The sequence below is a fragment of the Flavobacterium piscinae genome, from assembly GCF_004122145.1.
Taxonomy (GTDB): domain Bacteria; phylum Bacteroidota; class Bacteroidia; order Flavobacteriales; family Flavobacteriaceae; genus Flavobacterium; species Flavobacterium piscinae.
The window spans coordinates 40559-54600 of record NZ_SBKQ01000001.1; the positions used below are offsets into that span (position 1 = coordinate 40559).

Consider the following 14042-nt stretch of genomic DNA (forward strand, 5'->3'; position numbering starts at 1 on the left):
GGGTTGATTTTGTTAAATTTAATTGATGTTTTAAGTTTTTTTTATCATTTTTGAAAAACTAATTTCCAAAAAACACAATAGAATGCCTAATTTGAAACAAATCCTACTCTTTTTAGTAGTAGTTGTTTTTTCTTTTGAAACAACTGCTCAACGCCAAAACCCATGGCAAATTGAAAACAAACAAACGCCGGAATCGCTCTCAAAAGTAAATAGAAGCAGTACTCCAAGAACTTACAAAATTTTTTCACTGGATCTACAAGAATTTAAACAACAATTGACGGGAGCACCTGTCAGAGGTCATTTTAGCGGTAGATCGAACCATGAAATTCTTTTACCTAATGCGGAAGGTGTTGTGGAACGATATCACGTAATGGAAACGCCAATTATGGAAAAAGAATTGGCGGATAAATTCCCTATGATTAAATCCTATGCCGCTCAAGGAGTTGATGACCCAACAGCAGTTGCTCGTTTTTCAGTTACTCAATTTGGATTGCATAGTATGACTTTTTCATCCAAAACCAGTACAACTTTTATTGATCCATATACTGAAAACCAAGTGTTTTATATTGTCTACAAAAAGTCAGATTTGGTTGCTAATGAATCCAATTTTGAATGTTTAACCGACGAAGGGATTTCTTTACCTTCAACTGAATTAGACAGAAACGCTTTTGAACACGATATTTTTAATACAGACGATAATACCTTACGAACGTATCGTTTAGCTCAGTCGTGTACAGCTGAATATGGAAATATTTTTGCAGGAACAGGGACTTTGGCCCAGCAAAAAGCAAATATTCAAGCACAAATGGCTATCACAATGACACGTGTAAACGGGGTTTATGAAATAGATTTAGGCATAACAATGATTTTTGTAGCAAACAATGATGCCGTAATTTATTTAGGAGCTACAAATTCCGACCCTTGGGGCAATGAGTGGAATACAACCACGGCTCAAACATTAGACAGTGTAATTGGGGTTAATAATTACGATATTGGACATAATTTTAACACAACAGGAGGCGGAAACGCCGGTTGTATTGGATGTGTTTGTAGAGCTGTTTCTCAGTCAGGAACGCACAAAGGAAGAGGTTATACCGGAAGAGCAAATCCAACCGGAGATGCTTTTGATATTGATTATGTGGCCCACGAAATGGGTCATCAATTTGGGGGGTACCATACCCAAAGTAATTCTAGTTGTCGTTCCGGAAGTGGGCAAACAGAAGTTGAACCCGGAAGTGCCTCAACCATCATGGGATATGCCGGAATTTGCTCTGCCAATGTACAATCAAATAGTGATGCCTATTTTGCTTATGTAAATATCCGTGATATTATGGCATATGTTAAATCTGCAAACGGAAGTTGTTCGGTAAATACACCAATAGCGAATCAAACACCGGTGGTTACTGCCGGTTTGGATTATACTATTCCAAGAAGTACTGCTTTTGTATTAACTGCAGAAGCTTCAGACCCCGATGATGATACATTATTATATACTTGGGAACAACGTGACCCTGAAAACCCGTCTTCAAATGCTGCACCAACTGCAACAAGAGCTGTTGGGCCAATGTTTCGCTCTATAACAGGAACCACTTCACCCGAAAGGTATTTTCCTGCTATGGCAACTATCTTAACAGGAGCTACCTCAAATACGTGGGAAGTAGTTCCTTCCGTATCCAGAACTATGAATTTTTCAGTAGTTGTCAGAGATAATGTGGCAGGAAACGGTCAGACAAATTCAGATTTAATGTTGGTCACAGTGAATGCCGCTGCCGGACCGTTCTTAGTGAGTTCACCCAACACCAATGTTTCATGGTTAGCAGGAAGTAATCAAAATATCACTTGGGATGTTGCCGGAACAACGGCTAACGGAGTTAATTCTCCATATGTTGATATATTCTTATCCACTAACGGTGGAAACAGTTTCCCTGTTTTATTAGCCAGTAAAGTTCCAAACGATGGAGCAGAAACGGTGACCATACCCAATACTACAGGAAACCAAAACCGAATCATGGTAAGAGGACATAATCATATCTTTTTAGATGTTTCTAATACCAATTTTACTGTTTCTACAACAACACCAACTTTTGCGTTGGCGTTTAATGGACAAGCCGATGGTCAAAACAAGGCCGTTTGTCAAGGACAATCAGCTGTTTTTGATATTGATTATTCAACTATTGGAGGTTTCTCTGGAACGACAACACTTTCTGTAAGTGGAAATCCTGCCGGAACTTCGGTAAGTTTTTCGCAGCCGACCATATCATCAACAGGAACAGTTCAGTTGAGTTTAACAGATACAGATACTGCTATTCCCGGCATTTATCAAATGATAATTACCGGAACATCCGGTTCAATTACTAAAACAGTCAATTTATATGTTGAGGTTTTAAATTCAGCTTTTCAAGTTGTTTCGCCGGTTAATCCGTTGGATTTAGCAACCGGAGTTTCGAATAATTCAGTAACAATAGAATGGGTGGCTGATCCGAGTGCCACCAATTATGATTTTGAATTGGCCAGTGATGTAGATTTTACAACGGTGTTAGTGAGTCAAAACGTTACGACAAATCAATATACTGCCACCAATTTAGATCAAAACACCAATTATTTTTGGCGAGTATTACCAAAAAATAACGGTTGTCAAGGGGAAATGAGTGCAGTATTCAGATTTACAACAGGAAGTGGGATTTCTTGTGATCCAATAGTTAATTCAACTAATGTTCCTTTAGCGATTTCGGCATCAGGTACACCAACAATCAATTCAACCTTATCAATACCAACGAACCAAAACCAAAGCATTGATAAAATTACGGTTTCGTTAAATATTACCCATACATGGATGGCTGATTTAACGGTGACTTTAATCAGTCCACTTGGGACACAAGTGCAATTATTTTCAGGTCAATGTAACAATCGGGATAATGCCGTTGCGACGTTTGATGATGAAGGGATAACATTAACTTGTCAAACCACAACACCTACGATAACCGGAACGTTAATTCCTGCCCAACCACTTTCTACTTTAATTGGTGAAAATTCAGAGGGAACATGGACATTAAGGATTTTTGATGCATTTAATCAAGATGGCGGAACCTTAAATTCTTGGGGAATTACCATTTGTACAACTGATGATACACCTCTGAGTTGTGGTGATATTACTTCGGTTTGGAACGGTACAACATGGAGCAATGGTTATCCGGTTAACAATGTAGCTGCGGTCATCAATGATGATTTTGTAATTTCGAACAATCTTGAGTGTTGTTCCTTTACGATAAATAACTCGGCTCAAGTAGTCGTGGAATCGGGTAATAATTTAATTGTAGAAAATGAAGTGACCATTGCAGGAACAGCCTCTTTTACTCTTGAAAACAATGCAAATTTGATTCAGATAAATGATGTGGCAAATTCAGGAATCATTAATCAATTTAGAAATAGTAATTCTTTAATGCGATTGGATTATGCCATGTGGTCATCACCGGTAACCGGATCGCAAAGTTTGAAGGATTTTTCACCTTTAACGTTGAATAACAGATTTTATACGTATAATTCAACAAACAATATTTATTCCAGTGTCTCTAATCCTTTAAACACAATTTTTAATGAAGGAGTTGGCTATTTAATCCGAATGCCTGACAATCATCCGACTTCTCCAACAATTTGGACAGGAGAATTTATTGGTGTTCCAAAAAATGGAGACATAGCTGTTGATTTATCATACATTAGTAATTCACAAAAGTACAATGCTATCGGAAACCCTTATCCATCAACCATTAGTGCAGAAGCATTTTTGCTGTCGAATGTTGCCGACATCGAAGGGACAATTTATTTTTGGAGAAAGACAAACAATGCATCCGGAACAGCTTATGCTACCTATACTTTAGGCGGAGCTACTTCTACATCTCCTACCAGTCCGGTGCCAAACGGAACCATACAAGTCGGCCAAGGTTTTATTGTAGCGGCTCAAAATGTAGTAAATCCTACAGCACGATTTTCCAATGATTTAAGAGTGGATAACAATAGCAATCAAATTTTCCGATCCAACTTCGGATTGCCTTATGCAGTACAAACCGAAATGGAACGTCACCGAATTTGGTTAAACCTTACAAATGACGCAGGTTTCTTTAGTCAAATGATGGTAGGCTATTTGAGTGATGCAACGAATGATGTAGATCAACTAATCGACGGGAAATATATTGGCGACAGCGATACGGCTTTGTCATCTTCCCTGAATAATGAAGAATATGTCATCCAAGGAAAAGCATTGCCTTTTGAAGTTTCAGACGTAGTTCCGTTAGTTTTCAAAACCAATACACCAGGAAATTTTGCTATTTCCCTTGCTGCTGTTGATGGATTGTTTGAAGGAGACCAACCCATTTACTTGAGGGATAATCTAGCGGGAATTGTGCATGAATTGACTGATACAAACTATGTTTTTAACACAGAATCAGGTGTTTTTAAAGAGCGATTTGAAATAGTTTTTGAAGATGTTACTTTAGGAGTAGATAATCCGCAGTTGTCCAACTCACTTGTGATAGCAACCGGAAATCAACAAATTGAACTACAATCTATTTCTGAATTGATTCAAAAAATTCAAATTTTTGATGTTTTAGGAAGAAGATTGTATCAACTGGATGCGATTCAAAACCAATCTTTTGTTGTTCCCGGATTACTTCCTCAAAATCAAGCTCTTTTTGTAAAAGTTGAGATGAATAATGGTCAAACAATCACCAAGAAGATTATTTTTTAACTCGCTTTCAACCTAAAAATAATGAACCGGGCAAATTTGCTCGGTTTTTTTGTTTAAAAAAACAAAATTGTTCGTAACTGATTTACCGAATGTTAACATATTAATAACTTAAATAGATGGTCATTTTTTTCTTTATGTGTAAATTTGTAATTGTCAAAAATTAATAAACTATTTAAATGATGAAAACAATTTTACGAATGAAACTCTTAAATGTGTTTTCGATACTTTTATTGATAGTATCGAATTCAACTTTAGGACAAACGACGATTTTTTCAGAAAATATGGGTACTCCTTCGGGAACTACTGCTATTTCTGCCCACACATTTGAAAACTCTGGGACTCTCACTTATTCGGGAACAGGAGATGTTAGAACTTCTACCGCTTCAACAGGTTATACAGGAGCTTCTGCGTCTGGAAATGTTTTTATAACTAGTACTGTTGGAAGAGAATTTGTAATTTCTGGAATCAATACGACTAGTTATACTAGTTTAGTTTTATCTTTCGGTCATTTTAAAAGCACTACTGCAGGAAATAATGAATTAGTTGTTGAAGTAAGTTCAGATGGAACCTCTTACAATCCTTTAACTTATTCGCGTGCAACAGGTTCAGGAACTGCTAATTGGACTTTAATTACTGCTTCAGGTGTTATACCTTCTGTTGCTAATTTATATATTCGATTTAGACAAACTTCTGCTAGCGTTCAGTTTAGAATTGATGATGTTAAATTAGAAGGAACATTATCTGTTGGTACACCTATTATCAATCCGTCAGTTACTTCTTTACCAACTTTCGGAGATGTAAATACCGGTAGCAATTCGGCTAGTCAAACTTTTACTGTAACAGGGATTAATTTAACCGATGTTGTGGCAGTATCTGCTTCATCTGATTTTGAAGTGAGTTTAGACGATAGTTCTTTCTCAAGTGGTTTTAATTTGTCACAAACCGGCGGGTCGTTAGATGGTGAGCCGGTAACAATCTATGTGCGTTATTCTCCAACTGTTGCAGGTTTAAATGACGGAACAATTACCTTATCATCAACTGATGCAGATGATAAAACTGTTACTGTTTCCGGTACAGGAGTAATACCAACTCCGGAATTAACTGTTTCAACAAACACTTTACCTGATTTTGGAAATATAACTGTTGGTGAAGAATCAACTAGTCAATCATTCACGGTTTCCGGTTCTTTATTGACTGCAAATGCTTTAATCGTTGCTCCAGGAGATTTTGTGGTGAGTACAAACGATGTGACTTTTTCTTCCTTTTTAAATTTAGGACAAACCGGTGGTAACATCAATGGGCAACCGGTTACCATTTATGTGCGTTTTCAACCTTCTTTTACCGGTGCGACCGGAGGAGATATTGAAATTTCTTCTACAGGAGCCACCACACAAATAGTTTCTTTGAGTGGAACTGGCGTTGACCCAATTATCGGTGCTCCAATTGCCATTGATGCAACCGATATTCAAACCAATTCCTTTATTGCCAATTGGGAGGAAGTGAGCGGTGCAGCTTCCTATCGATTAGATGTGTCAACAAGTGCTACTTTTTCTAGCCTTGTTTCGGGTTCAACCACAGTAGAGACCTTTACGGCTATAGGGGGTGGTTCTTCAACTTCTTATTTAACGCGTTCTTGGACTGGAGTGGACGGAGTGAATTGGACGGCTTTTAAATCAAGAACCGATCAAGTTGTAAATACGGGTGATGATGCAATTACACTTCAAAATGCTGCAGATGCTTACTTAATTTCTGATGAAATTGAAAATGGTTTAACTGCTTTAAGTTTTGATGTGAAACAAAATTTTAGTGGTTCAGGCGGAGAATTAACCATTCGCGTATTTCATGGGGCCGGCTTGGCAACAGAAACGAATTTAGGAACTTTTGCATATTCTGCAACAGCATCCTCTTTCACTAGTGGAGCCTTGAATATTACCGGAAATTTTATCATTAGAATTGACAATAATACTGCAGCACGTCCGGCAATTGATAATTTAAGTTTTACCAGAAATTTAACTGAGGTACCTTCGTTTGTATCTGGATATGATGATTTGATAGTAAACGGATTGTCTCAAACAGTAAGCGGATTAGTAGGAAATACGGAATACTATTATAGAGTAAGAGCATTTGATGGAACAACTTCTGAAAATTCAAATGTAATTGCTGTTACAACTTTACCGGAAACAGACCCTTTAATTACAATTTCAGAAATCGCTTTACCTGATTTTGGTGAAGTAATTGTGGGTACGGATTCATCATCTCAAAGTTTTACGGTAACTGCAGAAAATTTAACGGAAGGTGTTTTAGTGTCTGCATCGACTGATTTTTTTGTTAGTTTAGACGATAGTACCTATTCTTCTTCTGTAGTATTAACACAAACAGCTGGGGTATTAGACGGAGAGCCTGTTTTGGTATATGTACGTTTTTCGCCCTCTTCTGTAGGAATAAACAATGGTACAATTACGTTAACTTCTGCCGGTGCTGATGATAAGACGGTATCGGTTGTAGCAACCGGATATATTCCAACTCCTGAATTAACAGTCTCAACAAATTCATTACCTGATTTTGGAGATGTTCTTGTGGGCGAAGAATCCGGAAGTCAATCTTTTACGGTTTCAGGGTCTTTTTTAACGGCTAACGCCTTAATTGTAGCACCTGGAGATTTTGTGTTAAGTACTGATGATGTTTCATTCTCCTCCTTTTTAAACTTAGGACAGACAGGAGGAAATATTAACGGACAACCGGTGACCATTTATGTTCGTTTTCAACCCTCTTTTAGTGGCTTTACAGGTGGTGATATTGAAGTTTCTTCAACTGGAGCTATAACACAAATTGTTTCAGTGAGTGGAAATGGAACAGACCCAGTTATAGATGCACCGATTGCAATTGCAGCAACTTCCATTGAAGCGGACTCTTTTGTTGCCAATTGGGATGCTGTAGACGGAGCTACAAGTTATCTTTTGGATGTTTATTCAATAAGTGAAGGCACTCCTGCAACAGATTTATTTATTTCAGAATATGGAGAAGGAGCTCCAGGGAACAGAAAATTTGTTGAAATTTATAATGGTACAGGTGCAAGTGTAGACCTTTCTCAATATGAGCTTTTAAGAGCAACCAATGGAGGGGGATGGCCAACAACCGGAACAGCAATTTTGGCTTTATCAGGAACCTTAGCAAACGGTGCAACACTTGTGGTTGCTAATAATGAAACTGATGTAACCGGTGCAGATATTTACAATGCTGGATTTGCGGGATGGAACGGAGATGATGCCATCGGATTGTTTAAAAACGATGTGTTAATCGATGTCATTGGAACTCCTGATACCGATCCGGGTTCAGGCTGGAGTGTTGCCGGTACTAATAATGCAACAGTTGATAACATTCTGGTTAGAAAATCATCAGTGAGTGCCGGAAATACGAATTGGTCTACATCAGCTGGAACTTCAACAGAGGATTCAGAATGGATAATTTCAAGAGTGTGGAATGCTTCTGACCCTAGCACACCTGAATCATTAGGAGCACATGATTTTGATGGCAATGGTAATACTATTGTTTATGTTCCTGGATTTGAGAATTTATCCGTGAATGGAACTTCTCAATTAGTTACCGGACTTAATGCTAACACAACTTATTATTATGTAGTTCGTGCTGTTGATGCGGTTTCGACGTCTGTAAATTCGAATGAAATTAGCGTTTTAACTTTAAATCCAATTCCTTGGTATTTAGATGCTGATAATGATGGTTTTGGAGACGATAACAATGTGATTGTAGCTGTTGAAAATCCTTTCCCAGGATTATATGTAGCCGTTGGCGGCGACTGCGACGACACTAACAACACAGTTTATCCGGGAGCAACAGAAATCTGCTACGATGGTTTAGACAACGATTGTGATGGCATCATCGACAATGGTTGTACGCCAATAGTATCGGTTGTTCAACCGGCACAGTGTGGAATAACGTTACCAACCATTGACAGTTATGTTTATGCCAACTTGGTAGCGGGAGCACAAGGATACCGTTTTAGAGTAACCAATTTATCAACCAATGAAGTACAAACCATAGACAGAGCTTTGCGTGTTTTCCGTTTTACACAATTAACAAGCTATGCTTTTGCAACCGAATATTCGGTTGAAGTTTCTGTGAGAATCAATAATGTATGGCAACCGTTCTACGGCACACCATGTACTGTTTCTACACCGGATACCACTACGCAAATTCAAGCTTCTCAGTGTAATACAGCTATTAGTAATTTGAACAATTCAATTTTTGCTGATATTGTACCTTTTGCAACGGGTTACCGTTTCAGAGTAACGAATACGTTGAATCCTATCGATGTGCAAACGATTGACCGTCCGATTAGAGATTTTAGAATGACTAATTTGGCTTCTGTTCAATACAATACAACCTACAACGTAGAAGTTGCGGTTAGAAATACAAATGGAGAATACTTATCGTATGGTCCTGTTTGTAACATTACTACACCATTGTTCCCAACGGTGGGCTTGGAAGATGCACAATGTGATGAGTATTTGGTAGGTTCTAATACTGAAACATTATTTGCAGAATCTTATCCTGGTGTTGAACAATACCGATTCTTATTGGAGAACATTAGTTTAGGATATAGCCAAACGGTTGACAGAGCCACAAGAACAGTTACATTAAATAACTTCACAGGTTTAGTACCGGGTGAAATGTATACTGTACGTGTAGCAATTCGCTTAAACGGCGAGTGGGGACCTTATGGTAAATCATGTAGTATAATTACTCCTGGTGGCTTCAGACCTGAAGAAGTAACAAGAGTAGATGCAAATGGTGTAAATGAGTTCAAAGCGGTTGCTTATCCAAACCCATTTGAAACAAGCTTTACAATTGATGTAAGAACTTCGAACACTGAAGCAGTAAGCTTGACTGTGTATGACATGGCAGGAAGACTCTTAGAAGTGAGAGAGGTAAAAGCTCAAGACGTTACCAACTACCAATTCGGTAATCAATATCCATCCGGAGTTTACAATGTGATTGTAACACAAGGAGAAGAAACGAGAGCCGTACGAGTGGTGAAACAATAAGCTAAGTTACTGAGTTAACTAAAGAGAAACCTCCGAGAAATCGGAGGTTTTTTTAGTTTAATTTTAATCGTTTGTGAGTTTGTGTTATGGCTTTATCATTTTTGTAATCTATCCATTGTTGACCCTTCCATTTTCGCATAAAATTATCGAGGTTTCTCATTATAAAAATATTGTAAATGGCTTTTGTTACATTTGAAAGTTTACCTTGTAAATCTCTTAAACTCATTTTAACGAGGGAACTTCTTTCATCAAATTGTAAAGAAAAATTCGATAATTAGTTGGTTTGGATAGTAACAAATCTACATAATCACTCATTTTCATTTTTGCATGAGCTTGGTTAAAGACATCTTTGTATGATACAGGTCTGTCTTCATATAAAGGAACTAAATTTTCTCCTGCCATCAATTTGATATATTGCAAGTTCTATTTTTTATAAATAGACCCATCTGCCGTAAGTTGTTCAATAACAACAGGTTTTTGTTTTTTTACATAATTAGTGTAAAAATCTTTTTTTGAAATAGTTTTAATACGTTCTATTTCAGTAAGATATAGCTTCATAGAATATAAATATTGCAAAAAAAATGCTCTTAACGATGTTGTTAAGAGCGAAGTTAAAAAAGGATTTGAGTATTTTTTACTTATTTTCTTTTGGTGGAAACCTCAAGATTGCGTTCGATGGTATGTCCCGGTCTAGACCATTTTGGTTTTTCACCTAAAGATTGAAATTTTGAATCTTCTGCTTCAACAGTTTTAGGTTGCATAATTTTGATAAAAGGTTTTTGTGGTTTTAGACCCAACAATTCAAACATTTTCATGTCCTCATTTACATCCGGGTTTGGTGTAGTTAATAATTTATCCCCCGCAAAGATAGAATTAGCTCCGGCAAAAAAGCACATTGCTTGTCCTTCTCTGCTCATTTCTGTTCTTCCGGCAGACAAACGTACTTGGGTTTCCGGCATTACAATTCTTGTAGTGGCAACCATTCGTATCATTTCCCAAATTTCAATTGGGTTTTGTTCTTCCAGTGGTGTTCCTTCCACGGCAACTAAAGCATTTATGGGTACCGATTCCGGTTGAGGGTTTAATGTAGATAAAGCAACCAACATACCAGCACGGTCTTCAATGCTTTCGCCCATACCTATAATTCCACCACTACAAACGGTAACATTTGTTTTTCTAACATTATCAATTGTTTGCAAACGATCTTCAAAACCGCGGGTTGAAATCACTTCTTTATAATATTCTTCCGAAGTGTCAAGGTTGTGGTTGTAGGCATATAAACCTGCTTCGGCTAAACGATGTGCTTGATTTTCTGTAAGCATACCGAGAGTGCAACAAACTTCCATGTCTAGTTTATTAATGGTTCGTACCATTTCTAACACTTGATCAAATTCAGGTCCGTCTTTCACATTTCGCCAAGCAGCTCCCATGCAAACGCGGGAAGAACCCGAAGATTTTGCACGCAATGCTTGAGCTTTAACTTGTTGAACACTCATTAAATCGTTTCCTTCTATGTTTGTATGATACCGAGCAGCTTGTGGACAATAGCCACAATCTTCGGGACAGCCTCCCGTTTTTATTGAAAGCAAGGTGGAAACTTGAACTACATTAGGGTCATGGTGTTCACGATGAATGGAAGCTGCTTCAAAAAGCAAGTCCATCATCGGTTTGTTATATATAGCTATAATTTCTTCTTTGGTCCAATTGTGTTTAGTGATGCTCATAGTATTATTTTATAAGTCAAAAATACTTATTTTCTCAGGATGAAGTTTAAGAAGTGGGAGAGATTTTTAAAGAAATAATCAACAATATTATTTTTCAATCAAATTCCCTTGTTTGTCATAAAGAAGAATCCAGTCATTATGACCAAAATAATTCCATTCTGCTTCTGCGAAATCAACAGTGGGGTCAATAAACGTTTTATAGGGTTTGTTGTTTACAGAAAGTTTCGAATCAATAAAAATACTAACGGTGACACCTTTTTTTGCAAATTCTTTTTTGATGTGTTGAGCCATTTGCCAAATGCCATCCGGTTTACTGGTTACTAAACTAAGTTGTTTACGGGTTAATTTTTCAACAATATTGTATGGTAATTCTTGTTTAGTGTTTTTATCAATTACTTTAAAATGTGTAATACCGTTTTTTTGTCTAAGCATCATTCGCCAGCTTAAACGATGAGCTTCTTCTGTCCAAAGGACATCACCTTTTATAAAATAATGTCTAATGGGAAGAATAAGTTGTAAGATAAAAAAAGGGATAAAAAAATAAGTTAAGGCTTTCGAAAAAGTATAACTTTTGTTTAAATCCTCCAATTGAAGTTGTGGTTTCTTTTTGAAAAAGAGATATCGAATGGTTTCCGGTGAATAAAAAAACACAATAAAACTCAAAGCAAAATAAGGGAAAATACCAATTTGTAGTGTAATCGAATTAAACAAATGAAATAGCAAACTGGCTATAAGTGCAATATTCCTGGTTTTTTTCCATAGTAAAGCGGGTATAATCAAACCGTCAAAGAAAATTCCGGCATAAGCAATAAAAATATGAAACCAATTTTCTGTAAACACCGAACCTAATACTGGATAATTGGATAAGCTGGAAAATAAAATTCCGGTAAAGGTTCCATCCAACCAATCGGGATAAAATTTGGCTAAGGTGGCAAAAAAGTATACAATTGCCATTTGAACAATCATTATCCATGAACACCATTGAGGCATTGTCAAACTTTTTAGGGATGGGTTTTTTTTGACATCCAAAGAAGCATATTGATTGGCTGGAAGAAATAGCATGATTAGACACACCAAGATGAGTAAATAATAATGATTGTTATAAGATGCTTTTTGCATTAAATAAACGCCTATCCACAGGATAGTAAATGAACCTAATGAAAAGCGATATTTGTATCCCAACATGATAAAAATCCCTAAAACCCCCATCAAAATATAATAAAAATACATCCCATAGCCGGGCAGAGGCACTAAGAAATCAAAGCCAATGTGTGGAATAGAAACGGTGGGTTCCATTAAATTTTTTTTAACCCAACCGGTAAAAATGGCAACAATACTTTCAGCGGCAATCAATAGCCCAAATGTAATTCTGAATAGAATTAATGGAGCATTATCAATTGGTGTAAAAGCTTTTTTTAACATTATAATGTTGCTATAAAATGAAGTGCAGCAGTTTTATCTTTAGAAAGCTGTTCTTTCAATTTTTCCAAACTTTCAAATTTTACTTCATCTCGAATACGGTCCAAAAGTTGTATTTCGATTTTTTTTGAATACAAATCACCTTCAAAATCAAAAAAATGCACTTCAATTGATTTTGATTCTCCGTTGACGGTTGGATTAAAACCAATGTTCATCATACCATAAACCAATTTGTTTTTCATCCTACTTTGAACAATATAAACACCGTTTTTTGGAACTAATTTATAGTTTTCCTCAATTTGAAGATTGGCAGTAGGGAAGTTTAATGTTCTGCCAATGCCTTTTCCTTTGATAATTGTACCTGTTAGTAGATAATCGTAACCTAAGTAATCATTGGCTAATTTTATGTTTCCTTCCAACAGAGCATTGCGAATTTTTGTAGAGCTAACTGAAACTTCATCGATTTCTTCTGCTGAAATTTGTTCTACTTCAAACGCGTATTTTTCTCCAAATTCTATTAAATCATTAATGTCAGCAGTTCTATTTCTGCCAAAACGATGGTCGTAGCCAATGATTATTTTCTTTACATTAAATTGATCTACCAAAATCGATGAAACAAACTCTTCTGCCGTTAGTCTCGAAAATGCCTGATCAAATGGATGGATAACAAGGTTGTCTAATCCGGATTGTTTTAGTAGCTCGATTCGTTCATCAATTGTATTTAATAGCTTAATCTCAGATTTTTCCTGTAGTACCATCCTTGGATGTGGAAAAAAAGTAAGAACTAAACTTTCACATTTACAACTAGTTGAATTTTGAATTAATTTTTCGATAATTTTTCGATGGCCTATGTGAACTCCATCAAAGGTGCCAAGTGTTAATATGGTTTTATTTATTGGTTTAAAGTCGTATATGGATTGAAAAGTTTTCAAAGATTTTTTTTTACAAATTTAATTATTATAAAAAGACTTACAACAACTTTATAATTAATAAGAATAATCTAAATCAAAGATTAAAAAAATTACGTAAATAACTAAGAATTAATAAGAATTATTAAAAATATGATATATTTGTCGCTTAATTAATTACCAAAAA

At 36.4% G+C, this 14042-nt stretch carries 5 protein-coding genes and 1 pseudogene; 2 read left to right on the forward strand and 4 right to left on the reverse strand.

What is annotated here, in order from left to right; translation table 11 throughout:
• Window positions 1-82 precede the first annotated feature (82 nt).
• Both EQG68_RS00145 and EQG68_RS00150 read left to right on the forward strand, forming a co-directional pair.
• On the forward strand, window positions 83-4741 hold the full coding sequence (locus EQG68_RS00145) for a reprolysin-like metallopeptidase (protein WP_129462765.1): 4659 nt from the start codon (window positions 83-85) through the stop codon (window positions 4739-4741).
• A gap of 179 nt (window positions 4742-4920) precedes the next feature.
• The gene (locus EQG68_RS00150) at window positions 4921-9804 is read left to right on the forward strand and encodes a lamin tail domain-containing protein (protein ID WP_164975350.1); all 4884 of its coding nucleotides are present in this window, start codon (window positions 4921-4923) and stop codon (window positions 9802-9804) included.
• Window positions 9805-9856: 52 nt separating this feature from the next.
• Here EQG68_RS00150 and EQG68_RS00155 read toward each other — a convergent pair.
• The 4 genes and pseudogenes from EQG68_RS00155 to EQG68_RS00170 form a co-directional block, all read right to left on the reverse strand.
• Window positions 9857-10362, reverse strand: a pseudogene (locus EQG68_RS00155) (hypothetical protein).
• Between the two features lie 80 nt (window positions 10363-10442).
• On the reverse strand, window positions 10443-11528 hold the full coding sequence (gene bioB / locus EQG68_RS00160; protein ID WP_129462767.1) for a biotin synthase BioB: 1086 nt from the start codon (window positions 11526-11528) through the stop codon (window positions 10443-10445).
• 87 nt (window positions 11529-11615) lie between these two features.
• The gene (locus tag EQG68_RS00165) at window positions 11616-12950 is read right to left on the reverse strand and encodes an HTTM domain-containing protein (RefSeq protein WP_129462768.1); all 1335 of its coding nucleotides are present in this window, start codon (window positions 12948-12950) and stop codon (window positions 11616-11618) included.
• A complete protein-coding gene (locus tag EQG68_RS00170; protein WP_129462769.1) occupies window positions 12950-13879 on the reverse strand; it encodes a bifunctional riboflavin kinase/FAD synthetase in 930 nt (309 codons plus the stop codon). Before EQG68_RS00170 ends, EQG68_RS00165 begins: the two co-directional genes overlap by 1 nt.
• Window positions 13880-14042: the final 163 nt, after the last annotated feature.

Coding starts and splice junctions, on each gene's coding strand:
- EQG68_RS00150 (WP_164975350.1), top strand. CDS start 4,921: ATGAAAACAATTTTACGAATGAAACTCTTAAATGTGTTTTCGATACTT.
- bioB (WP_129462767.1), bottom strand. CDS start 11,528: ATGAGCATCACTAAACACAATTGGACCAAAGAAGAAATTATAGCTATA.
- EQG68_RS00165 (WP_129462768.1), bottom strand. CDS start 12,950: ATGTTAAAAAAAGCTTTTACACCAATTGATAATGCTCCATTAATTCTA.
- EQG68_RS00145 (WP_129462765.1), top strand. CDS start 83: ATGCCTAATTTGAAACAAATCCTACTCTTTTTAGTAGTAGTTGTTTTT.